The 23,635-nt window shown below is 68.8% G+C and carries 19 protein-coding genes and 1 tRNA gene; 3 read left to right on the forward strand and 17 right to left on the reverse strand.

What is annotated here, in order from left to right; all coding sequences use genetic code 11:
- The first annotated feature begins 249 nt into the window (after positions 1-249).
- Positions 250-323 (forward strand) — tRNA-Gln (locus A37E_RS0114360).
- Positions 324-1,281: 958 nt separating this feature from the next.
- On the opposite strand, the gene pcaD is transcribed toward A37E_RS0114360, so the two are convergent.
- From pcaD to A37E_RS0114395, 6 genes are all read right to left on the reverse strand, one after another.
- Positions 1,282-2,079, reverse strand: a complete 798-nt coding sequence (gene pcaD, locus A37E_RS0114370; RefSeq protein ID WP_029557233.1) for a 3-oxoadipate enol-lactonase — start codon at positions 2,077-2,079, stop codon at positions 1,282-1,284.
- A gap of 19 nt (positions 2,080-2,098) precedes the next feature.
- On the reverse strand, positions 2,099-3,133 hold the full coding sequence (locus A37E_RS0114375) for a cyclase family protein (RefSeq protein ID WP_029557234.1): 1,035 nt from the start codon (positions 3,131-3,133) through the stop codon (positions 2,099-2,101).
- 56 nt (positions 3,134-3,189) lie between these two features.
- On the reverse strand, positions 3,190-3,909 hold the full coding sequence (locus A37E_RS0114380; RefSeq protein WP_029557235.1) for an SDR family oxidoreductase: 720 nt from the start codon (positions 3,907-3,909) through the stop codon (positions 3,190-3,192).
- On the reverse strand, positions 3,906-4,214 hold the full coding sequence (locus A37E_RS0114385) for a YciI family protein (RefSeq protein WP_029557236.1): 309 nt from the start codon (positions 4,212-4,214) through the stop codon (positions 3,906-3,908). The genes A37E_RS0114380 and A37E_RS0114385 overlap by 4 nt, the downstream gene beginning before the upstream one ends.
- A gap of 23 nt (positions 4,215-4,237) precedes the next feature.
- On the reverse strand, positions 4,238-4,513 hold the full coding sequence (gene catC / locus A37E_RS0114390) for a muconolactone Delta-isomerase (RefSeq protein WP_024277638.1): 276 nt from the start codon (positions 4,511-4,513) through the stop codon (positions 4,238-4,240).
- A 122-nt stretch (positions 4,514-4,635) separates the two neighbouring features.
- Positions 4,636-5,859: an ABC transporter substrate-binding protein gene (locus tag A37E_RS0114395; protein ID WP_029557237.1), complete on the reverse strand. Its 1,224-nt coding sequence runs from the start codon at positions 5,857-5,859 to the stop codon at positions 4,636-4,638.
- A 409-nt stretch (positions 5,860-6,268) separates the two neighbouring features.
- Between A37E_RS0114395 and A37E_RS0114400 the strand changes: the two genes are divergently transcribed.
- Positions 6,269-7,279: a 3-hydroxyacyl-CoA dehydrogenase gene (locus tag A37E_RS0114400; protein ID WP_081837597.1), complete on the forward strand. Its 1,011-nt coding sequence runs from the start codon at positions 6,269-6,271 to the stop codon at positions 7,277-7,279.
- Positions 7,276-8,070, forward strand: a complete 795-nt coding sequence (locus A37E_RS0114405; protein ID WP_051679036.1) for an IclR family transcriptional regulator — start codon at positions 7,276-7,278, stop codon at positions 8,068-8,070. Before A37E_RS0114400 ends, A37E_RS0114405 begins: the two co-directional genes overlap by 4 nt.
- A 14-nt stretch (positions 8,071-8,084) precedes the next feature.
- Here the strand turns inward: A37E_RS0114405 and A37E_RS0114410 are convergent, their stop codons facing one another.
- The 11 genes from A37E_RS0114410 to A37E_RS26000 form a co-directional block, all read right to left on the reverse strand.
- Complete coding sequence (locus tag A37E_RS0114410; protein WP_029557240.1) at positions 8,085-9,164, reverse strand: helix-turn-helix transcriptional regulator; 1,080 nt, start codon at positions 9,162-9,164, stop codon at positions 8,085-8,087.
- Between the two features lie 271 nt (positions 9,165-9,435).
- Complete coding sequence (locus A37E_RS0114415; protein WP_029557241.1) at positions 9,436-10,575, reverse strand: aminomethyltransferase family protein; 1,140 nt, start codon at positions 10,573-10,575, stop codon at positions 9,436-9,438.
- A 19-nt stretch (positions 10,576-10,594) separates the two neighbouring features.
- Positions 10,595-12,310, reverse strand: coding sequence for an APC family permease (locus A37E_RS0114420; protein ID WP_029557242.1), 1,716 nt, complete (start codon positions 12,308-12,310; stop codon positions 10,595-10,597).
- A 188-nt stretch (positions 12,311-12,498) separates the two neighbouring features.
- Positions 12,499-13,470 carry an electron transfer flavoprotein subunit alpha/FixB family protein gene (locus tag A37E_RS0114425; protein ID WP_029557243.1) on the reverse strand — a complete coding sequence of 324 codons (972 nt, stop codon included), beginning with the start codon at positions 13,468-13,470 and terminating at the stop codon, positions 12,499-12,501.
- Positions 13,470-14,264 (reverse strand): electron transfer flavoprotein subunit beta/FixA family protein, encoded by a 795-nt coding sequence (locus tag A37E_RS0114430; RefSeq protein ID WP_029557244.1) that lies wholly within the window; start codon positions 14,262-14,264, stop codon positions 13,470-13,472. Before A37E_RS0114430 ends, A37E_RS0114425 begins: the two co-directional genes overlap by 1 nt.
- 8 nt (positions 14,265-14,272) lie before the next feature.
- Positions 14,273-15,676, reverse strand: coding sequence for a hypothetical protein (locus A37E_RS0114435; RefSeq protein WP_051679037.1), 1,404 nt, complete (start codon positions 15,674-15,676; stop codon positions 14,273-14,275).
- A gap of 3 nt (positions 15,677-15,679) precedes the next feature.
- A complete protein-coding gene (locus A37E_RS0114440) occupies positions 15,680-17,842 on the reverse strand; it encodes a heterodisulfide reductase-related iron-sulfur binding cluster (RefSeq protein WP_029557246.1) in 2,163 nt (720 codons plus the stop codon).
- Positions 17,843-17,983: 141 nt separating this feature from the next.
- Complete coding sequence (locus A37E_RS0114445; protein WP_029557247.1) at positions 17,984-20,191, reverse strand: FAD-dependent oxidoreductase; 2,208 nt, start codon at positions 20,189-20,191, stop codon at positions 17,984-17,986.
- A 388-nt stretch (positions 20,192-20,579) separates the two neighbouring features.
- The gene (locus A37E_RS0114450; RefSeq protein ID WP_029557248.1) at positions 20,580-21,716 is read right to left on the reverse strand and encodes an FIST N-terminal domain-containing protein; all 1,137 of its coding nucleotides are present in this window, start codon (positions 21,714-21,716) and stop codon (positions 20,580-20,582) included.
- Positions 21,717-21,806: 90 nt separating this feature from the next.
- Positions 21,807-22,127, reverse strand: a complete 321-nt coding sequence (locus A37E_RS0114455) for a hypothetical protein (protein ID WP_029557249.1) — start codon at positions 22,125-22,127, stop codon at positions 21,807-21,809.
- Between the two features lie 63 nt (positions 22,128-22,190).
- Positions 22,191-23,486 (reverse strand): SpoIIE family protein phosphatase, encoded by a 1,296-nt coding sequence (locus A37E_RS26000; RefSeq protein WP_051679038.1) that lies wholly within the window; start codon positions 23,484-23,486, stop codon positions 22,191-22,193.
- Positions 23,487-23,635 lie beyond the last annotated feature (149 nt).

Genomic DNA, 23,635 nt, shown 5'->3' on the forward strand with positions numbered 1-23,635 from the left:
TCCATTTGATGAAGGCAAGATAGGCCATTCGCGTGCGATGCAATATAGCGGATTGTGCATGGCACCATTGCGTATGTCGTATACCACGGAGCCGGCCGGTCGCAGGGGTGTCGTCCCACCCCGGATAGGCCCGACAGAAACGGGCCTGTGAATGGCGCGAAACGGGAGTTGAACCCGGCGATCGAATTGCGTATAGAGCCCACCTGCCTCGGCAGACCCACCCGCCCCGCTCCTGCGCCGGCCGGGTGTTGGGGGATAGTTCAACGGTAGAACCGCGGACTCTGACTCCGTTAATCCTGGTTCGAATCCAGGTCCCCCAGCCAATCTGAATTTTTTCAATAAAATCAATGGCTTAAGCTTTTGCGAGCGTAGCAGTTCGTAAGATTCTGGCGGGGCCATCGTCCGTAGCTCGCTGCGCCGTTTTTTCTGTGAGGTGTTGGAAATTGTGATGCACAACGAGTCTCTCCTCGCTTGGGGACTCGGTTCGGCTGCGCTACGGTTCATTAACGACTTCGGTGGCTAGATCGCTGGAAGCCACCATATGAAAACGGCGCCAACTTGCGTCGGCGCCGTCGGGGGCAGGCATAAGGCTAGTTGTCGAGACCGGGCCTTTCCTGTCGCACTGAGTGGGCTGCTTGGTCGCTAGCGGCGAGGCAGCCCGCGACAGTGAGCACACACATGTTCCCATTTCCCGAACCGGAACCGCGTGTAGTTGCGGACGGCGACGGACTTAGGGTACGTGCAGCGCAATAACCTCACCTCCTCATCTCCGGCAGCGGCCGGGAAACGCACACTTGCAGCGTGCAAAAACACGCTAGTGTGAGTCCGCGAGGCGGGTCAAACCCCAGTGTGCCACTACTTGGGGCCTTCGAACCCGGCTTGCTACTACATATGGTGCAGATGCCGAGGTTATCGAATTCCTAATGGGCGTTGCTGCGCTTAGATTTCCGTATGGCCGATACAAGCACCGAGCTTGGTGATTTAAGCGTTTATGTGTCGGGCGCTCATCACCGCCATGCCCGTCATCCACAGCTCGCGGAACGTTTGGGGAACGCTATCACACCGTGCCGCGAACCATCCCGCCTCGGCCATGTCGCGGGGAGCCGCCGTCCGAACGCGCCGGCTCCCGCATTCGCCGCAGCGTAGGCGTAGGGAGCAAATGGCGGTCAGCCGGCCCAAGTCCGACGCGAAGGGCGACAAAACGGGGCCCTGACGCGTTTAGGCCGCCGCCGGGCGCGCTTTTGCGAAGCGCGCCCGGAAGACCGTTCAGGGGAGCCTTGCTCACCCCGCCAGATGCGCGATCAGCAGCCGGGAGAGCGCTTCCGGCTGTTCCACGCAGGGGATGTGCGAGGCGTCGGCGATCACCTCCAGCCGTGCGCCGGGGATCGCTGCCGTCATGGCCTCGGCCGAGGCGGGGGAGGTGGCGGGGTCCTTGTCGCCCACCACGACCAGCGTCGGTGCGGAGATGGTGCCGGCGGAGGCGGTGAGGTCGGCGTCGCGCACGGCCATGGCGCAGCCCACGTAGCCCTCCAAAGTGGTGCGGGCCACCATGTTGACGTAGCCGCGGACGATGTGAGGTACCCGCTCGCGGAAGCCATCGGTGAACCAGCGGGCCATCACGCCGGGGGCGATGGCGGCGAGGCCGTCGCGGCGGATGCCGGCGAGGCGATCGTTCCACACCGAGGCGGGGCCGATCTGCATGGCGGTGTCGCACAGAACGAGCCGATCCACCCGCGCCGGCGCATGGGCCGCCAGATGCTGGGCCACCATGCCGCCGATGGAGAGGCCGCAGACATGCGCCTTCTCGATGCCCAGCGCGTCGAGCAGCCCCAGCGCATCTCCGGCGAGGGCGGCGATGGAATAGCCGGTGTTCTCGTCGGGCAGCGGTGCGGCGTCGGAGAGGCCGTGGCCGCGCATGTCGTAGCGCAGCACGCGAAAGCGGGCGGTAAGCGCCGGCATCACCGCGTCCCACACGAGGAAATTGGTGCCGAGCGAATTGGCGAGCAGCAGGACCGGCGCCCCCTCCGCCCCTTCGAGCGCGTAATGGGTGGTGCGGCCGTCGACGGCGATAAAGGGCATCCGGGTCTCCTGTGGAAGATCACACGGTGGCGATGGGGGTGACGGGAGAGCCCACGGCGCCGGGCAGGCGCAGGGGAGGGGCGGTGAGCAGGAAGCGGCTGCGCCCGGCGGCGCGCAGGTCAGCGGCGAGATCGGCGAGCCACCACAATTCGCCCAGCGGCACGCCGAGCCGGAACAGGCAGTGGTGGTGCAGCGGCATGGCCGCCTGGGTCGTGGCGGCGAGGCGCTTCGCCGGCAGATGCTCCACCGCGTAATTGTCGGCAACAAGGGCCGAGATGCGGCTGTCGGAGATCCATTGCAGCAGGCGCGCGTCGCGGCCGTCGAGGGCGGCGCAGCTCTTGCCGAGGACCGCGCCGTCAGGGGTGCCGTTCATCTCCATGACGACCTGCGTGAAGCCGGTATAGAGGCAGAGGATGTCTCCCTCTTCCACCGTCACGGCCTGCGCGTCCATGGCGCGCATGAGATCGTCATAGCCGACGAGGTGGCGCTCCCGGCCGAACAGGGAGAGCAGGTCCACCAGCACGCCGCGGCCCTGCACGCCGTGGACGGCGGCATTGTGGATGCCCAGCCGGTGCGCGCCGGAGGCAATGCCGCGCGCCTCGGCGTCGCGCGGGCCCACGATGTCGGCGCCGGCGCGGAAGCCGTTGTAATAGACCGGCTCGGGCCGGCCGTCCCCGCTCACGTCGAACAGCGCCCCCACGTGGGCGAAGCTGTCCCACTGGGTGGAGTATTGCAGGCAGATCTCCACCTTGTCGTCGCTCACCACGTCCACGAGGCTGGCGTCTTCCGCGCAGAGCGTGGCGTTGAAGCGCGGCGCCTCCGGGGTGCCGGTGGGCGTCAGCACGGGCGGGACACGGCGCGGGTTCAGCACGTTGCCGCCGGGCCGGTCGAGGGGCAGGCTGAGGCAGAAGGTGCGGCCCTCCTTCACCTCGGCCACGGCGGCGCGCACCTTGTCCGGGGTGATGAGGTTGAGGCGGCCAAGCTCGTCGTCCGGGCCGAAATCGCCCCAGGTGGAGCCTTCCGGCCGGCGGGCCCAGCGGGGATTGGACGGCATGGAAGTCTCCGTTGGGGTGAAGCCCGGGCGGCGCCGGAGCGAAGCTGCCGCTGCGCTCAGACCGCGCCCTTGCCCACCGTGATGCCGCCGCAGACCGGCAGCGTCTGGCCGGTGATAAAGCCGGCCTCGTCCGAGAGGAAGAACGAAACCGCCTGCGCCACATCCTTCGGCGTGCCCATGCGGCCGACGGGGATGGCCTCCACGATGGCGCGGGTGCGCGGCGCGTCGGGCGGATTGGCGGCGGTGAAGAGGGGGGTCGCGATGGGGCCGGGCGCGACCGCATTCACGGTGATGCCGTCCTTGCCCAGTTCCAGCGCCCAGGTGCGGGTGGCGCCGAGCAGCCCTGCCTTGCTGGCGGCATAGGCGGTGCGCAGCTCCTTGCCATAGGCGGCGCGGCTCGACACGTTGACGATGCGCCCGAAGCGCGCCGCCCGCATGCCTGCGAGAAGGGCCTGCGTGGCCTGGATGGCGACGCCGAGATTGAGCCGCATGACGGCGGCGAAATCCGCGCCGGTGGTGTCGTCGAGGCTGGCGGGCCGCACCATGCCGACGTTGTTCACGAGGCGGGTGACGGGGCCGTGCGCGAGGGCCTCCACAAGGGCGGCGGCGGTCGCCGCCTCGTCCATGAGATTGACGGGAACGAAGCGGGCGTCGAGGTCGGCGGGGGGCGGCTCACGGTCCAGCACCACCACGGCGCGGCCGGCGGCCAGCTCCTGCCGCACCACCGCGAGGCCGATGCCGCCTGCGCCGCCGGTGACGAGGGTGCGCGGGCTCATTTCGTCTCCGGCAGGTAGCAGACGCCGTCCACATAGGCCTTGCGCCAGCGCTGGATCTGGACGCGCTCGAACAGCCCGGCGGTGAAGAAGGGGTCCGATGCGATGAAGGCTTCCGCCTCCGCCCGCGTCTCCAGCGCCACCACGTAGAGCCCGCCGCCGGCGGCGTTGCCGTCGTCGTCCAGCTTGGCGCCGCAGGCGAGCAGCAGGTGCTTGTGCTCATCGAGGAAGGCGAGGTGCGTGTCACGCACCTGCGTGCGCAGATCCAGCGTGCCGGGCTTGTCGAAGGTCTCGATCATGTAGGGCATGCGGCGGTCCTTCGGGCGCGGCTTCAGATGGCGGAGGGATGGCGCGCCAGCGGCGTCACCTTGATGTCCATGAAGGGGAAGAGGGGGAGGGAGGAGAGGAGCGTGTGCAGTTCGTCCACGCTCTCAACGTCGAAGATGGAGACGTTGGCGTAGCGCCCGGCGATGCGCCAGAGGTGCACCCACTTGCCCTGCCGCTGGAGATCCTGCGCATAGGCCTTTTCCGCCGCCTTGATGGCATCCGCCTTCTCGGCCGGAAAGTCGTGGGGAATGTTCACCTGCATCTCGACATGGAACAGCATGGTCTTCGCCTTCTGGACGGCACGGAGCTGAGGAAAGACCTCGGGCGCCCGCGCTGCAAGTGCGCGCAGGCGCCCGAGGGCGCGCCGGAACCGGGGAGGAGACGGCCCGGCGCGCGCGAGACTTACTTCTTCACCAGCGGGCAGGTGCTCTCGCTGAGCGGCTGGAAGGCTTCGTCGCCCGGGATCACGCGGACGATCTCATAATAGTCCCAGGGGCCCTTGGACTCCTTCGGGGACTTCACCTTGGCGAGATACATGTCGTGGACCATGCGGCCATCGGGACGGATCTTGCCGTTCTTGGCGAACATGTCGTCGATGGGCAGCTCGCGCATCTTGGCGATCACCTTCTCGCCCTCGTCCGTGCCGGCGGCCTCGGCGGCCTTCAGATAGTGCAGCACGGAGGAATAGACGCCCGCATGCACCATGGTGGGCATCTTGCCCTTCATGCGTTCGGCGAAGCGCTTGGAGAAGGCGCGGGTCTTCTCGTCCGTGTCCCAGTAGAAGCCGGTGGTCAGCACCATGCCCTGGGCGGCGTCGAGGCCCACCGAGTGGATGTCGGTGAGGAACAGCAGCAGCGCCGCGAGCGTCTGGCCGCCCTGGGTGATGCCGAATTCGCGCGCCTGCTTGATGGTGTTGATGGTGTCGGAGCCGGCGTTCGCCATGGCGATGATCTTGGCGCCGGAGGCCTGCGCCTGGAGCAGATAGGACGAGACGTCGGAGGTGCCGAACGGATGGGCCACCGCGCCCTTCACCGTGCCGCCCTTCTCCTTCACGATCTTGGCCACCTGGTTTTCCAGGTCGTGGCCGAAGGTGTAGTCGGCGGTGATGAAGTACCAGGTCTTGAAGCCTTCGCTCACCAGCGCGTTGCCGGTGCCGGCGGCCAGCGAATAGACGTCATAGGTCCAGTGCAGGCCGGTGGGCGAGCAGGCCTTGTTGGTCAGCGACATGGATGCCGCGCCGGAATTGATGTCGACCTTGCCCTTCTCCTTGGCCACCTCGCGCACCGCGAGCGCCGCCACGGAGCCGTTGATGTCGAAGATGGCGTCCACGTCCTGCGTGTCATACCACTTGCGGGCGGTGGCGGAGGCGATGTCCGCCTTGTTCTGGTGGTCGGCGGAAACCAGCTCCACCGGCTTGCCGTTGATGGGCTTGCCGAAGTCCTCGATGGCCATCTTCGCGGCTTCCACCGAGCCCGCGCCGGCGAGGTCCGAATAGGCCCCCGACATGTCGGTCAGCACGCCGATCTTCACGCCGCCGCCGGCATACTGGGCGGCCGCGGGGGCGACCATCATGGCACTGGCGAGGAGCGCGGCTGCGAAGGGCGCCGCGAGGGCCTTGGTTTTCATGTTTCCTCCTGAGGGTGAAAGGGCGCGCCGGTCAGGGCGTCCGGATGGCGAGGCGCGACGGGGCTCCCACGGGATTTGGCGGGCCAAAGGAACCCGAAGTGCCGGATGGCAGGAGCTGGGCGTCATCGCGAATGAGGGCTTCCGCCACGGCGTGCATCCGGATCAGAATTTGTGCGAATAGCGAACTTTTATGCGGCAATTCGTACGGCGCGGGCGCCTCCAGCGTCAAGCAGATTCCATGCTGCACCTGCTAACGAAGGCTTGGATTTTGAATGATTCCTGTTCTGGTCTCTGGCGTCTCGGCGATCGCACCGATCGTTCCGGATTTGAGCCTGCCGAGCGTGCTTGCCTTCCAATTTTGTTCGCATTACGAACTAATGATGTCGTATACGCACGGAAGGGGCGCGTCATGACCGAAGGCCGGAGCGGTCCCGTCACCTTGGTGGGCGGCGGCAGCATGGGGGTGGGCTGGGCCATCGTGTTCGCCCGGTCGGGGCTCGATGTGCGGGTGCACGACGCCTCCGCGGATGTGCGCCGTGGGGTGCTGCCCGCCGTGGCCGAGCGCCTCGCCGCGCTCGCGGCCCATGGTCTCCTCGACGAAGCGCCACGGGCGGTGATGGCCCGGGTGAGGGTGGTCGATACCCTGGCCGATGCGCTCGACGGCGCCATCCATGTGCAGGAGAGCGTGCCGGAACGGCTCGACCTGAAGAGGGAGCTGTTCCGCGCGATGGACGAGATGGCGCCGCCCGATGCGGTGCTGGCCAGCTCCACCTCCTCGCTGCCGGCCTCCGAATTCGCGGAGGATCTTCCCGGGCGTGCGCGCTGCCTCGTCGCCCACCCGGCCAATCCGCCCCATCTGCTTCCCATCGTCGAGATCGTGCCGGCGCCCTTCACCGATCCTGCCGCCGCCGAACGCACCCGCGTGCTCATGGCGCGCGCCGGGCAGGTGCCGGTGGTGCTGAAGCGCGAGGTCAACGGCTTCATCTACAATCGCCTGCAGGGCGCCGTCTTGCGCGAAGCCTACTGGATGCTGGAGCAGGGCATCGCGGATGTGGCCGACATCGACCGGGTGATGACGTCCGGCCTGGGGCTCCGCTGGTCCATCGTCGGGCCGTTCGAGACGTCGGATCTCAACTATCGCGGCGGCCTCGCCGAGCACGCCCGCCGCATGGGCGAGCGCTACCGGCAGATGGGGGCCGAGCGCGGCCAGCCGGAAGGCTGGAGCGAGGCCCTCGTCGCCCGCGCCACGGCCGAGCGGCGGGCGCTGCTGCCGCTGGAGGACTGGGAGGCGCGCGTCGCCTGGCGCGACGAGCGCCTGATGGCGGCCCGCGGGGCGGAACACAAGGCGGCTGGGCAGGCCAACGTCGCCCCCTATAATGCGCCGGCTGGAGCGACCGCCGCCGGCGGGGAGGGCGCATGACGACGGGCGAGGTGCTGGAGCGCGCCGGAGCGGGCGAGGACAAGGACTATGTCCAGTCCCTCGTGCGCGGCCTCGAGGTGATCCGCGCCTTCAGCCAGTACAAGCCCCGCATGACGCTCAGCGAGGTGGCCCAGCACACCGGCCTGACCCGCGCCGCCGCCCGCCGCTTCCTGCTCACTCTGGTGCGCGAGGGCTATGCGGAGACGGACGGAAAGCTCTTCGCCTTGCGCCCCAAGGTGCTGGAGCTGGGCTTCGCCTATCTCTCCTCGCTGCCCATGTGGGAGGTGGCGCAGCCGGTCATGCGCGACGTGGTGAACACGCTGCAGGAATCCTGCTCCCTCTCGGTGCTGGACGGGGACGACATCGTCTATGTGGCCCGCGTGCCCACGGCGCGGGTGATGACCATCGGCCTGTCCATCGGCTCGCGCCTGCCGGCCTTCTGCAGTTCCATGGGCCGGGTGCTGCTCGCCGGCCTGCCGCCGGCCGAACTCGCGGTCTTCTACGACCGGGTGCGGATCGAGAAGCGCACGCCCCGTACGGTCGCCACCATGGTGGCCCTGAAGGAGGCGGTGGAGAATGCGCGCCGGCAGGGCTGGGCGCTGGTGGACCAGGAGCTGGAACTCGGCCTGCGCTCCATCGCCGTGCCCGTGCGCAACCGGCGCGGCGAGGTGCTGGCGGCGCTCAACGTCTCCACCCATGAGGGCCGCTCCTCCATCGAGGCGATGCGGAGCCAGTTCCTGCCGGTGCTGCTCGACGCCGCCCAGCGCATCTCGGCCGCCCTGTCGCAATAGCTGGCCCGGGGGCCTCAGCGCGCCCCGATGGACTGCATCACGTGCTTGACCAGCGCGCGCTCGGAGCCGACGCCGGTCTTGCGATACATGCGCAGCCGGCAGTTCTTGATGGTGCCCTTGCTGAGGCTGAGCTTCTGGGCGATCTCGCCGGTGGTCTGCCCGTTCATTAGAAGCAGCAGGATCTCGCGCTCGCGCGGCGTGAAGATGCCGAGGGCGTCCTCCAGCAGGCGGTCGGGATCGTCCTCGACCCCGCGCTGCGGCGCATCGAGCACATACATGCGTCCGCCCGGCGCGAGCGGGAAGTCGCGGTCGAAGACCTCCACCTTCACGGTCAGCGGGCCTGCCGCATGGATCGTCCCGCCCGGCGCCACGCGCAGGGCCTCCACCGCGTCGCCAAGGGCAGGCGCGCGCCGGACGGCGTCGCGCCAGGCGTCATTGGCGAAGACATCCACGCCGAAGCGGTCCTCGATGAGGGTGGGGCGGGTGATGAAGCCCTCCACCTGCGTCCCGCGCGGGTTGCGCAGGTCGTTGAACAGGGCGCCGAGGTGGGAGCGGTGGAAGCCCTCCAGCATGGGGAAGATCAGCCGCGCCCGCTCGATGTCGGTCGGTGAGAAGCGCCCGGTCTCCCGTTCCAGGAACAGGCCGAAGCAGCAATGGCCGACGGTGGAGAAGAACATGCCCAGCTCGTCCGAGATGCTGGCCAGCGTCTGGAATACCTTGTGGTACATGTCCCACGAGCGGCCGGGCGAGCCCACGTCGTTCAGCATCAGCACGCCGGGACTGCCGTTCTTTCTCCAGTATTCGGAGAAGGGGTCCACCGACGAATAGAGGTTGGTGTAGTAGGCGACCACGTCGCTCGCCACGTCCTTGGTGTAGAGCACATCCGGCGGCGCCACGCGCGAATAGCGGATGATCCAGCAGGCATCGTGGTTGATGGCGGCGCCGGCGAGTTCCACCAGTTCCCGGTGGAAGCGGTCCGAGCCGATCACGCGGGCCACCTCGCCCACGCGCGCGAACCATTCCGGGCTGTTCAGACGCACGGCGCTGTAGCGGGCAGGTTTGGCAGCGGGCCGGGGTTGATCGGCGTCGACCATCGCAACATGCCCCAACGGATTCGCCACGCGCGAAATTCTTGTTGCGGCGAATAAAGCCCAAGCTTCGGTGCTTGGCAATTCTGGGGGGCGCGCGAAGGGACCATCGTGGGACTCGCTTCAGAAAAATGGGGCCGGCCGAAGCCGGCCCCAAGGGGAAGGGCCGGAGAGCGCGATTGGGACGGAACGCTCTCCGGCGAGCGCCCAGGGGGAAGCTCCTCGGAGGAAGCCCGGAGAGAACCCTGGGGCACGACGGCCTGAGGTGGCTAAGGTTTCAGGCCGTACGTTCTTCAAGCGGATGGGTGCGCAGGCGCAGCGGGTCGTAGAAGGGCGTCTTCACCACCCGCGCCGCGAACGTGCCGTCGGCACCGCGGACCTCCAGCTCGGTGCCGACGGCGGCGAGGTCCGGCGTCACATGCGCGAGGGCGAGGGAGCGCATGAGGTAGCGGCTGTAGGCGGTGGAGTTCACGAGCCCCACTTCCTTGCCGTCCCGGAACAGCTTGGCGCCGGGTTCCACGGCGGCGTGGTGGTCGATCTCGACCCCCACCTGCGCCACCCGCTCCTGCCCCTTGCGGCGCACCAGCGCGTCGCGGCCGCGGAAGGCGGGCTTGGACAGGTCCACCGTCCAGCCGAGGCCGACTTCCCACGGGGTGGTGTCGCCCTGCGGCATGTCGTAGGGGAAGAACAGCAGGCCGCCCTCCACCCGCACCACGTCGAGGCAGGACCAGGAGACCGGCATGGCCCCGACCGGCTTTCCGGCGGCGAGGATGGCGTCCCACAGGGCGACCGCATCCGCCGCCGCGCAGAACACCTCATAGCCCCGCTCGGCGGAATAGCCGCCGCGGGCGATGGACACCGGACGGCCGAACAGCGTCGTCCGCTGGTGCCCGAAATAGGGCAGGGTCTCCAGCGCGAACGGGGTGTTCGGGTTGAGGATGTCGAGCGCCTTCGGCCCCTGCAGGGACATGATGTGGACGTCGTTGTCCTTGGTGAAGGTCACGTCCCGCCCCGCCGCGACGCCGGGCAGGATGTCCTCCAGCGAGCCGCCGCCGTGGGAGATGCGATAGGCATTCGGCCCGTCGCAATAGATCAGCACGTCGTCGATGAGCGAGCCGTTCTCGTCCACCACGCTGGTGAGCGAGGAGGCGCCGGGCGCGATCTTCGAGATGTCCGAGGTGCACATCTCGTTCAGCACGGCGAGCGCTTCCTTGCCCGCCACGTCGATCATGCGCAGCGCGGAGACGTCGAACAGGCCTGCGGCGGTGCGCACCGCGATGACCTCGTCATAGGTGTCGGTGGCGTAGTTCTGCGGCACCGGCATGTCGTTCCAGGAAGCCTCGAAGGCGGTGCCGAGCGCGCGGTGGCGGTCGGACAGCGCGGAGAGGCGCGAGAAGGCGGAAAGTCCCTGTGTCATCCTGCATGTTCCTTGCGGATCAGAGGTGGAAGAAGAGGTCGGAGAGGATCACCACCGCGATGCCGGCGATGAGCGCGAGGTAGGGCAGGATGCCGGCGCGCTTCTGGGTCTTCGTCCCGTCGCCGACCTGCAGGTCCTCGAAGGTCTCGTGCGGGAACTTGCCGCCGTCCTGCACATAGTGCCGGAAGATGAAGACCGGGATGATGAGGGCGGCGGTGATGAGACCCGCCCACAGCGCCACCGGGTTCCACACCTTGGCGCCCGCGCCCATGAAGACCGCATTGGCGAAGGCGAAGACGGTGCCGAGCACGAGCAGGAAGGTGGGGGCCTTGTAGGGCCGTGCCACATGCCCGGAATCGATGCGGTGGATCCAGCCCGAGTTGAGGTTCAGGAAGTTGAAGATGATGTAGCCGACGTTGGCCACCGCCAGCACGAAGAAGAAGCTGGTGGCATCGGCGCAGGCGATGGCGAGCAGCACGAGGTTGAACCACAGGTCCGTCCACATGGCCCGCGTGGGCGCGCCGTGCTCGTTCACATGGCCGAGGAAGCGCGGCAGCCAGCCGTCCACGGCGCCCTGGTAGAGGGTGCGCGAGGAGCCCGCCATGGCCGTCATGATGGACAGCATCAGCGCGAGGATCATGAGCATCACGAGGGCGCTCTCGACGATCTTGCCGCCGCCCACCATGTGCGCCAGCGCCTGGGCGACGCCCGAGCCGTCCACGATGGCGGGGTCCAGCATGCCGGTCAGTCCCAGCGCGCCCTGGAAGGTGAAGGGCACGAGGATGAACAGCGCGAGGCACAGGAGGCCCGAGTAGAAGATGGCCTTGAAGGTGTCCTTCTCGGGATTGCGGAACTCGCTGGTGTAGCAGACGGCTGTCTCGAAGCCGTAGGTGGACCAGGCGGCGATGAACAGGCCGCCGAGCACCAGCGTCCAGCCCGGGATGTTCCAACTGCCGGGATCGGCCGCGCCGGCGGCGGCGAGCGGCACCAGCGGCGAGAAATTCCCCCAGTCCACCTTGCCAGTGAGGATCGGCACAAGGCCGACGATGATCATGGGGATGATGACCGAGAGGCCGATCCACTTCTGCACGCTGGCGGTGCCCATGATGCCCCGGTGCTGGATGGCGAACACCACCAGCATCAGCGTCGCGCCCACGAAGAAGGAGGCATTCAGCGAGAAGGAGACGGGGCCGATGGCGTGGGAGAACAGCGTCCAGTCGCGCACCGCCGGCGTCAGCGCCGCGACGGCCGCCGCGGCCTTCTCGGCATCGGTGCCGGTGAGGGTCGTGGCATGGGCGGCGATCCACTGCGCCACCTCCGCGCTGTTCACCGCCGGGATGGGGGCGAAGGCGTTGAGGATGTAGGCGGCGGCGATGGTGCAGCCGAGCGAGAGCACCGGGCTCCAGGCGAACCAGTTGCACCACACCGAGAGTGGCGCCACCAGCTTCACGTAGCGCACCCAGGCGGCCGCGCCATAGATGGAGGCGCCGCCCGACTTGTTCGGGAACAGGCCGGCGATCTCGGCATAGATGAAGGACTGGATGAAGCCCATGCCGATGGAGATGGCCCAGACGAGGAAGGAGAGCGTGCCGGTGGTGCCGGCGATGCCGCCGATGGAGAAGAGCACGAGCGCGGGCACGCCGCTCGCCACCCAGAAGGCCCCGGTCCAGCTGATGGAGCGGTGCAGTTTCCCGTCACCCTCCGTTGTCGCGTGAATGTTGGTTATCGTCGTCACGGTGTCCTCCCTTGCCCGGTGCTTCGGGGCGATGGCATGCGTGCCCGGCCCGGATGGTGTCTGTCGTCACCCTTGCGGCGCTTCCGACGAAATCGGAGGTCGCTCTTCTTGCCTCTGGACGCGATCGTCATGGCCGGATGCCGGGACCGATTTGGCGCTCGGTCCCGGCCCGGATTTTCAGCTGTGCTCTACTGGATGCCCTTCTGCTTCCGCAGCTCCTCGGCGATCTCCAGCATGTCGCCGACGATGCCGTAGCGGGCGATGGTGAAGATGGAGGCCTCGGGGTCCTTGTTGATCGCCACGATGTTCTCCACGTGCTTCATGCCCCACTGGTGCTGCACCGAGCCGGAGATGCCCATGGCGATGTAGAGGTTGCACTTGGCCGCCAGCTGGCCGGACTGGCCCACCTGACGCGCCTTGGGCAGCCAGCCGTTGTCGGCGATGGGCCGCGAGCAGCCGAGCGTCGCGCCGAGGCCCTCCGCCAGCTCCAGGAACTGCGCCACGTTCGCCTCGTCCCCGACCCCGCGGCCGATGGAGAGGATGAAGGGCGAGCCGGGGATGTCGATGCCACCGGAAGCCGGCGGATCGCGCCAGTCGAGGTGCTTGCTGCGGGCCGCGCCCGCATCCGCGTCGAGCGCGGACACGGTGGGGCTGGCCGCCGCCGTCTCCGGCGCGAAGGCACCGCCGCGCAGGGTGAGGAGCACGCCGGAGCGACCGGGAAAGTCGATCTCCACGAAGACCTTCTCGTTGTAGCCGGCGCGCGTCGCCACCACCTGTCCGTCCTCGACCGCGACACCGAACACGTCGGTGGCAAAGCCGAGGCCCTCGCCGATGGCGACGGCGGGGGCGAGGGAGAAGCTGTCCACGCTGTGCGGCATCAGCACCAGCGCGGGCGAGCGCTGGGCGATGACGGCGCGCAGCACCGCCTCGTAGACGTGCGGCTCGTAGGTCGCCGCGTCGGGACGGGCGACGGTGATGACCTCGTCCACCGCACCGACGCTGACGGCCGCCACCAGGGGGGCGGGATCGGCCGCGATGACGAGGACCGTGACGGGACCGCCGAGGGCCGCCTTGAGCGTGCCGGCGGCGCCGATGGCCTCCAGCGTGGCGTCGCGCAGGGTGCCGCGCCGGTGCTCGGCCAGGATGAGAATTCCGGACATCAGCCGTTCACCTCCGAAATGATCTCCAGGAGACGGGCCACCTGCTGGGAAGGTGTGCCCGCGATGATCTCGCCGCGCCCGCGCTCGGGCACGAACACGCGCCGCACCCGGCTGAGCGCGCCGGCGCCGCCGATCTCGGCGTCGGCAAGGCCGACGTCGTGGGGCGTCAGGCACTCGATGGGCTTGGCGTTGGCCTGCTTGATGGAGCGCAGGGAGGCGTAGCGCGGCGTGTTGATGCCGAGCTGGATGGTGAGCACCGCGGGCGTCTCCACCTCGATGCGCTCCACCAGACCGCCTTCCAGTTCGCGCTCCACCTGCGCGGTGGCGGCACCGGGGGTGAAGTCGAGCTTCGAGACCACCGCCGTGCGCGCCCAGCCGAGCAGCGCCGCGACCGACATGCCGGTCTGGGCGTTGCCCTGGTCGGCGGATTGCGCGCCGCACAGCACGAGGCCGGGCTCCTCGTTCTCCGCCACCTTGGCGATGACGCGGGCGATGGCCACGCGGTCCGCCTCTTCAAGGCCGGCATCGTCCACGCGGATCGCGCGGTCGGCCCCCTTGGCGAGGGCCTTGCGCAGCACGTCGTCGGCATCGTCGGGGCCGATGGTCAGGACCACCACCTCGACCGAGCCCTCGGGCGCGGCTTCCTTGATCTGGACCGCTGCTTCCAGCGCGTATTCGTCGAATTCGTTGAGGTCGAACTCGCAGAAATCCGGGTCGACGTCGCGACCATCGTCGCGCAGCTCGAACTCGTCATCGAGCGAGGCGACGCGTTTCACCGGCACGAGTATTTTCATGGGTGCCCTCACGGCTGTGGGAAGGTTTCGAGGTGCCTGCGTGCGGCGCGCCCTGCGGCCGCGGCGTGGGTAACGGCGCGCTTGCCCACCGCGAAGCGCACCTGCGGCGCGTCGTCGTCGGCTGAGCCCCAGGCATCCGCCACCGGAAGGTTCGGATGGCGGACGGCAAAAGCGCGGTTGAGGGGATAGGGATCGTCCAGCAGCAGGCGCAGGGCCGTTGCCGGGGCATCGGGATTGAGCGCCACCGCACGGCGCACGTCCGCCTGTCCGTGCCGGGCGAGGCGGCGGAGCGCGGCGTCCCGCGCCTGCGGGTTGCGGGCGACGGCGGAGGCGACATCCACCGCGTCTTCCTGTTCGAGCGCGCGCAAGGCCTCGGCGGGAAGGTCGGGGCGGCAGGCCACGGCGGCGCGCACCCATTCGTCGCCATCGCGGGCGAGGGTCGCGAGCACGTCGGCCGGACAGGCCGGATTGCGGCCGGCGGCATGGCGCACCCGCGCCTCGGCATCGCCGCCCAGCCGCTGGATAAGGCCGGCGGGAAGCGCGGGATTGCGGGCAAGCCAGACCCGCACCCACACGTCGCCGTCGCGGGAGAGGGCTTCCGCCAGATCCTCCGGCAGGGCCACATGGCGGGCCTGGGCGCGGCGCACCCGGACGTCGCCGTCATCGGTCAAAGCCGGTTCCTGGCCTTCCGCATGAAGGCGCAGGGCCTCCGCGCGGACGGCCGGATCGGGATCACCCATCAGCGCCTGACGCAGGCTCGGCGGTAGCACGGGATTGGAGGCCGCCCGGCGGCGGATGGCGGCATCGGCATCGACGCACGCATCGGCGACTTGCGTGAGCGGGCAATGGGGATGAGCCACCGCCTCAGCGCGCACCACGGCGTCGCCGCCTGCGAGCAAAGTGCGCAGCAGGTCAGCGTCCGCCTGCGGATGGCGGGCGAGGGCGGCACGCTCCGCGGCATCCGCATGGTCCAGCAGGGCATGGAGGGCGACGGCCGGCGTTCCGGCATTGCGCAGCAGCGCGGCGCGCACGTCGGCGTCCGCATGCATGGCGAGGCCGATGAGCGCCACGGCCGGCGTGTGAGCATGGGCGGCCAGCGCCTTGCGGGTCTCCGCATCGTCCCTCTGCCGCGCCAGGCGCAGCAGCGTCGCGCCTGAGGTGGCCGGGTTGCGCACGATGCGCTGGAGGATGGCGGGCCGGTCCTCGCCGGCGAGGAGGGCGAGGAAGGCCGGAGGCGCGAAGGGCAGCGCGGCAAACACCAGCTTCAGCCGCGCGTTCGAGAGCAGCAGCCGCGCCAGCGCCGCCTGCGCCCACTCCGCGCCCTCCGCCCCGTAGGCCGGCAGCGCCAGATAGGCGTCGCCCCGGGCGATCAGCGCCCCCGTCAGCGCGGCGATGTTGGCGGGCGCGCGCATCGCTCAGCCGACCTCGGCGTGGGCGGGAAGGACGGCAGGCTCCTCGGGCTCCAGCGCCTCGGCGAGCAGCTCGGTCAGCTCCAGCACCCGGAAATTGCGCTCGTTGCCGGTGGTCTTCACCGCGTCCTCGAGCATGGTCATGCACTTGGGGCAGTTGACCACCAGAGCATCGAGGCCATGGATCTCGGCCGCTTCCCGCGCGCGGATCTCGCCCACCTTGGTGGTGCCGGGCGGATCGGGCACCCACACCCGGCCGCCGCCACCGCCGCAGCAGAAGGAATTGTCGCGGCTCTTGCCCATCTCCACCAGCTTCACGCCGGTGGCCGCGAGCACCTCGCGGGGCGCGTCATAGCCCTTGTTGAGGCGGCCCAGGTGGCAGGGGTCGTGATAGGTGACGGTGAAGTCCAGCTTGCGGGCGGGGGTGATGCGCCCGTCCGCCATCAGCTCCTTCAGGAAGGCGCTGGCGTGGCTGACGTCATAGGTGCCGCCGAGGTCGGGATACTCGTTCTTCAGCGTGTTGAAGGAGTGCGGATCGGTGGTGACGATGCGGTTGAAGCTGCAATCGCCGAGCGTCGAGATGTTGCCTTCCGCGAGCTGCTGGAACAGGCCCTCCTCGCCCACGCGCCGCACGTCGTTTCCGGCCGTGGTCTCGCCCTCGTAGAGGATGCCGAAGTCGATGCCTGCGGAATGGAGAATGCGGGCGAAGGCGCGGCTGACCTTCTGGTTGCGCGGGTCGAAGCTCGCATAGTCGCCCACGAACCAGAGCACATCCACGGGCTCCTTGCGCGCGTCCTTGATCTTGAACGGCAGGTCCTTGGTCCAGTTGGGGCGCTTGCGGCGGCTTTCGTTGAAACAGTTGCCGGTCTTGTTCACCGCCCCGAGGGTGCGCTGGAGGGCCGGGTCCATCTCGCCTTCGTCCACCAACGTGCGGCGGAGCATGTTGATGAGCGGCACGTGCTCCACCCCCACCGGGCAGATCTCCGTGCAGGCGCCGCACTGGCGGCAGGACCACAGGGTCTCCGGCCGGTATTCTCCGGTGGCGAGGCCGATGAGGGGCGTGGCGCAGCCGGCGGCGCGGGGCTTGGGCAGCACCTCGCCCAGATGGGTGTTGGCCTGCTCGCGCAGTGTCAGCACCACGTCGCGCGGGGAGAGCGGATAGCCGGCGGCGCGCGCCGGGCAGGCCTCGTGGCAGCGGCCGCACTTGGTGCAGGCATCCGCTTGGACGAGATAGCGGCTCGCGACATCGCCCAGCTCGCGATAGCCGATGCGGTCGGCATCGAGATCGCCCAGCGGCAGGTGGCGGATGGCGTCGGGATTGCGCAGCAGCCACGAGGCGGCGGCGGTGAAGATGTGCTTCGCCTTGGTGTAGGGAATGAGCGCGATGAAGGTGAGCGCCAGCACGCCGTGCAGCCACCACAGCCCCATGCGCAGGGCGCCCGCGCCGGCGCTGGTGAAGCCCACCGCCTTCAGGCCGGCGGCGATGGACGCGCCCACCGGGGCCCACCAGCGCGTGTCCCACACCGCCGGATCATTCTGGAGCCACACCATGCGGGCGCCGGAGAGCAGGAAGCCGGTGATGCCGATGAGCAGCAGGGTCCACAGGAAGGCCCAGTCCTCGATCCGGTAGCGCTCGCGGGAGAAGTCGGCGTCCTGCGGCGTGCGGTCGGGCCGCGCATAATCGAGCTTCGGCGGCTTCAGCCAGCCGCGCCGCCACATCATGTAGAGGAGGCCGCAGATGAAGCCGGTGCCGGCGAGCGTCATCGTGAGCTTGAACAGCAAATAGAAGTGGCCGTGCCAGAATTCGAGGCCGATGAGCGGGCCGAGAATGTCTTCCTGCAGGGTGATGGTCGCGGTGCCGATGAACAGCAGCGTGAAGCCGTAGAAGATGAAGGCATGGAGCCGCCCGGCGGTCGTGTCGCGCCGGCGCAGCGTGCGATGGGAGGCGATGGTCTTCGCGGTATCGAGAAGCCTGCGGCCGATGTCGCCCCAGGCGAGGCGCGCGCCCCGGCGTCCAGCGCGATACTTGTGCACCTGGGCATAGACGCCCCAGGCGAACGCCGCCATGCAGCCGATGGCATAAACATAGAAGATCGCGAGCATCCAGGGCGAAAAATCCTGGAACAGGATGCGCGTGACCTTGGATGGATCGATGCCGTTCGGAATCATGTGCTGCTCGCCCTCTGATTTTTTTCTTGGCTGTGCTCATGCGAATGCCCGTGCCGGCCGAGGGATTGGACCCCGACGACGGCGGGCATGCGGGGCGCGTGATCTGCCGCGCCCCGCCCGCTCTGACCAGGACGAGGGGAACTAGCCCTGGTAGCGGATCTCGTAGGAGCCGCCCGGCTGGTAGGGCGAGCCGTAGACGGCAGCTTCGCGCCGGTAGGGCTTGGGCTCCTGCGGGTTCGCCTCTTCGATCTCGCGGGCAAGACGCTGCCCGTCGAAAGTGGCATCGGCGATGAGCTTGGGCGCCCAGGCGTCGCCGATCACGTACACGCCCTTGATGCCGCGGGCGTCCCACTCGCCGGAGCGCGCCTTGAGGGCTCGGAACAGGGCATCCTCGGAGCGGCGGGCGGTGACCAGCACAAGGGTGTCGTACTCGTGCCAGGCGTGGGTGGTGTTGGCGCTGCGCGGCATCTTGCCGGGGCCGGTATAGACGCGCTTATGCCCGTCGCCCCAGAGGTTGTAGAGCTCGATCCGCCCGTCTTCCACGCGGCTCGCCCAGGTGCTGGAGAGCACGTTGATGTGCAGCTCGTGCAGCATGCGGTGCATGTTCGGCGCTTCCAGCGTGAAGTGCATGTAGCGGCCGAGTTCCACGCCCGATGCCACCGTCACCTGATGCCCTGCCTCCGCCAGCTTCTGCGCGAGGCTCGGCGCCATGTAGTAGGGGTCGGCATTGAGGATCATCACCCGCTTGCCGATGGGCTTGGTGCCGAGGATCACGTCTTCCGGCGTCAGCACATTGGCGCGCGGCGTGCCTTCCAGGCCCGGGATGGGCGCGTGGGTGAGGCAGTTGGTGCCGTCCGTGACCCAGTGGGCGCCGGTGGCGATCACCACCTTGTCGGCGCCGTAGGAGAGCACGTCCTCCACCGACAGCTTCTTGCCGCCGAGGGCGATCTGGCTGTCGCGGTTGCGCTTCACCAGCTTGCCGAGCTGCACCTCGCGATAGTCGCGGTGATAGCTCCACTCGCCGAGGCCCGGCAGGGTCGCGACTTCGTTCACATAGCCACCGACCTTCTCGGCGCTGTCCACGAGATGGACCACATAGCCGCGCTCCATGAGCACGCGGGCACACTCGGAGCCGGAGGGGCCGGCGCCCACCACCAGGATGGCATCGTCCGAGCCCTTCTTGGGGAAGCGCTCGGGATGCCAGCCGCGACGGAATTCCTCGCCGGCGGTGGCGTTCTGGGTGCAGATCATGGGCGGGCCGCCGATCTCCCAGCGGGAGATGCAGACGTTGCAGCCGATGCAGGTGCGGATGTCGTCGAGCCGACCGTCGCGGATCTTCTCCGGCAGGAAGGGATCGGCGATGGAGGGGCGGGCGGCGCCGATGACGTCGAGCTCGCCGTTGCGGATGACCTCGACCATCTTCTCCGGATCGGTGAAGCGGCCGACACCCAGCACGACCTTCTTCGAGGCCTGCTTCACGAACTTCTGCCAGGAGAGCTGGTGGCCCTGACGGTAGAAGCGGGACGGACCGGCGTCCTCGCCCCATTCGGCGATGTCGCCCACGTTCACGTCCCACAGGTCGACGAGGTCGTCGGCTAGCTCGACGAACTTGAGGCCGTCGCGCTCCACCTCGATGCCGTCCTCGCCGATCAGCGTGTCGACGGCGAAGCGGGTGGCGATGGCGCATTCGGAGCCCACGGCCGCCTTCATCTGCTCCAGGGTCTCGACCCAGAAGCGGGCGCGGTTCTCGAAGCTGCCGCCGTACTTGTCGGTACGCTTGTTGTAATACTTGGAGAGGAACTGCAGCGGCAGGTAGGAGTGCGCGCCGTAGCAATAGATGATGTCGAAGCCGGCATCGCGGGCGCGGCGCGCCGCCTCCACGTAGAAGCCCTGCACGCGACGGATGTCGTCGTAGTCCATCTCGTGGCAGTAGGTGAGGGATTCGAACTCGGAGGCATACTGGCTCGGGCCGCGCGCGGTCTGGCGCGTCTCCATGCACGGGGCGTGGGCGCCGCCGTACCACAGCTCGACGCCCGCGAGCGCGCCGTACTTATGGATTTCCGAGGTCATCGCGGCGAGGTTGCGCACGTCGCCCTCGTCCCAGATGCGGGCGGAGACGCGGTGCGTGTCGTCCGATTCCGGGTGGATGGAGCAGTATTCCGTGTTGAGGGCCGCCCAGCCGCCTTCGGCCTTGATGGAGCGGTGCGCGGCCTGGAAGCCGGGCTTGTCGGAACCGGCGCCGATGCAGTGCGGCACCTGGTAAAAGCGGTTCCGAAGGGTTTTCGGCCCGATTTTGATGGGCTCGAAAAGAATATCGTATTTGCTGACACCCAGCGTTTCGTGCGTCATCTCAACTCCCCGTAAATAATCCGGAAGGCAGGCGTGTGACGACCGGATCTCTTCGCCGAAAAAGACAAACAGAAGGCTCTGCGCGCACGGATGCGCACATCAAGACTGTCGCTTCTCGATGAAGAGCTTGCTTGTCTGTTCCCGGTCGTTTTCTTATTGGGATAACTCTAACGCGCCGGGCCATGTCTCCGGCAATAGTGCCAAATGGCACTATCGTGACATGCGGCACTGCAAAATCCGGCGGGTCTGCTATAGGGCGGCCGGGCTGACGCTAAGGCATATCGGGGTGCCGGGCGCGCGGGCGCGAGCCGAAACCCGGCCTTTGCCAAGGGTTCCGCGCTGCGGCTTTCATTCGTCGGGATGCTCTGGGGGGCGGCGCGCGTGGCCCTCAGGCGAAGAGCGTGAGCACGCCGGTATAGCCATAGAGATGGTGGCGGGCGATCTCGCCGCCGGCGAAGAAGCCGACGAGCGGCACCGGGCCGAGGGCCTCGCGCACCATGGCGAACTCCGCGTTGGGGGCACCGAAATGCGGGCCGCCGCGGCCGGAGCAGCTCACATAGAGCGCGCCACGGGCGCCGCCGGCGGCTTCGGCCTGGGCCTTCACCTCGGCGACGATGCGCAGGAGATCGTGGCGCGCAGCCTCCGCGTTGCGCTTGCAGAAGGCGAGCCTGGTGCCGGCCTCCAATTGCTCCGCCACCACCAGCACCCCGGCCTTGCGGCCGACGCCCAAGAGGTGGCGGACCTGCGTGTCGGTGCCGAAGCGGCCCGGCGCGGAGCTTGTGTCCTCACCCGGCGCGATCAGCCCGGCCAGCGTCTGGCCGAGTTCGAGGCGCAGCTGCTCGTCGGGGATGTCGGCGGGCAGGCCGAGGTCCTCCATCGCGCAGTCGAGGGCGCGTCCGCCATCGAGAGTGACGAGGTAACTGGCTTCGGCGCGGTCGATGGTCCGCTTGGGGCCGATGGGCTGGCAGCCCTGGGTGACGCGGGACAGCACCGGCACCTCGGGTCCGAAGGCGACGCCCGACACCCCGCCGAGCATCACGTCGTCGGCGAACAGCAGAGGCTGGTTGCGGGCGGAGGACAGGCCGCCGAACAGGTAGCCGGTGAGGGTCTGTCCGGCCAGGGACTTGAGCCGCTCGGGCAGGTCCGGCGTGCCGCCATCGGCATGGACGAGGGCGGTGAAGGGCTCGAACCCGTCCGTGCCGAGCGGTGCCAGATCGGAGAAGACGCGGAAGTCGTCGGGCGGAATGTCGGCCAGCATGAGCGCGATGCCGGGCGCGTCGAAATATTCCACATCGTCCGCCGCGACCCCCACGCCGATGGTGCCGACCCAGCGCACCGCCGGCAGGCCCGCCTTCAGCGCCTCCATGATGTTTCCGGCGGCACCGGTGTAGCGGTCGGAGAGATAGCACCAGCCGAGCGTCGGCGGCGGCTTGTCCGCCAGTTGAGCGTGCAGCTGGCTCCAGCAGGAGCCAAGGGCGGCCTGCCAGTCGGTATTGCCGGCGTGGGCGAAGGAGAACTGGCTCATGGGCGGGTTTCCGCGCAATGCGTCCGGATGCGGACACGGAACTGAGGATCGTGCGCCGAACGAAGCAATCGGCGTGCCGTGCCGTCCCGCTCAGACCACGGGGGAGCGCATCCCGTCGCCGAGCACCGCCTGCACGTCGGTCAGGATGCGGCGGAATTCCGCGTCCACCCGCCGCTCGAAGGCGAAGGCGGCATCGGCCTCGAGGCCGGCGTCCTCGTGGGAATCGTGGAAGGTCAGCGTCTGGCTGACGGCCTCCATAAGGGCGAGGCGGAGGGTTTCGTCCCCAGCCATCAGCTGCAGAGCCAGCACCAGCAGCTTGCGGTGGGCCGCCGTGGCGATGTCCAGTTCCAGCGGCGTTCGCGCCGGCAGGCCGTCCAAAGCCGCCGGGTGCGTGCTCTCTTCATGGGCCATGGCCGTCCTCCGCTCGCTCGGCCCCCTTTGGGCAACACGCAGGGCGGGGGCGAGGTTCCGCGATCAGCGCGGGCCGAGCGTCACCGCCAGCGCGGTCATGTCGTCGAACTGGGGGGCGGTGTCGGCCCAGCGGGTCGCGGTGTCGAGCAGGCCGGTGATGAAGGTCGCGGCCGGAAGATCGGGCGCTGCCACAAGGGCGGCCTGCGCGGCGGCTTCGAGCCTCGCCTCGCCGAATGCTTCTTCCGCCGGGTTGAACGCGTCGGTGAGGCCGTCCGAGAACAGGAACAGGCGATCCCCGGGGGCGAGGGACACGGTCGCGGCACGGGTGCGGGCACCCTCCATCATGGCAAGGGCCGGGCCGGTGGCGGCGGGCCGCTCCAGCCCTCCGTCGGCGCGCAGGATCATGCAGTCCGTATGGCCGCAATTGCAGTAGGTGAGGAGGCCCGTGTCGAGGTCGATGACGCCGCAGAACAGGGTGACGAACATGTCCTCGCCATTGGTGGCGCAGAGCAGCTCGTTCACCCGCGCCACCGCGACGGCCAGGTCCGGCTCGCTCCGCAGCACCATGCGCAGCGCGGTCTGGGTGGCGCTCATGAACAAAGCGGCGGGGGTGCCCTTGCCGGCGACATCGCCGAGCGTCACCACCAGCCGGCGGCCGTCGATGAGGAAGTAGTCGTAGAAATCGCCGCCCACGTCCTTCGCCGGACGCATGGCGGCGAAAATGTCCGCCTGTCCGGCGAGCGTCTCCGCCGGCAGGGGCGGGGGCAGCATGGCGCGCTGGATGGCGGCGGCGTTGGCCATCTCCCGCCGCTCGGCCGCCCGGCTCATGATCGCCTCGGCGAGACGGCGGAAGGAGTGGGAGAAATCCACCATCTCCGGCAGCGGATTGCGCAGGTCGTCGAGCAAAGCGAGGTCGAAGTTGCGCCGTTCCAGCGCATTCAGGGCGTTGGCGTAGAAGCCGAAGACCTGGTTGAAGGTCTCGAAGCGGCGGCCGAACTGGCGCATGACGGCGGAGAGGAGATCGGGATGCACCCGCCCCGCCGCCTCCAGGGCCTCGGCGGACAGCCGTACCGCGCGGATGGGGGTGAGGGCATCCACATGGGCGGTGCGGGCGACGCCGGTGAAGGCGGCGATCTCGCCGATCACCGCCGGCGCCTGCAATTGGGCGAGCTGGACGTGCTCGTAGGGCGTGTCGATGGTGACGACCGCCGTGCCCTCGAAGACGAGCAGGGCGAAGGTCCCGATGTCGCCCCGGCAGAGCAGGCGGGTGCCGGCCGCCACGTCCATCCATTCACCACCGGCGATGAGGGCGCTGAGCTCCTCCAGCGGAAAGCCGGCGAAATAGGGATGACGCGCCATCACCTGTGCGGCCGCCAGGGCGGCCGGCGCCGTTCCTGCCGGAACCGTCGGGTCCGGTCTCTGCTGCTGTGATGCTCCTGGTACCATGGTCCGCGTGCGCCCCTCACGATGAACCACTATAGCGCAGCCGGGGCGGGACGCTCTTACCT

Source organism: Xanthobacter sp. 91 (genome assembly GCF_000702385.1).
Classification (GTDB): domain Bacteria; phylum Pseudomonadota; class Alphaproteobacteria; order Rhizobiales; family Xanthobacteraceae; genus Xanthobacter; species Xanthobacter aminoxidans.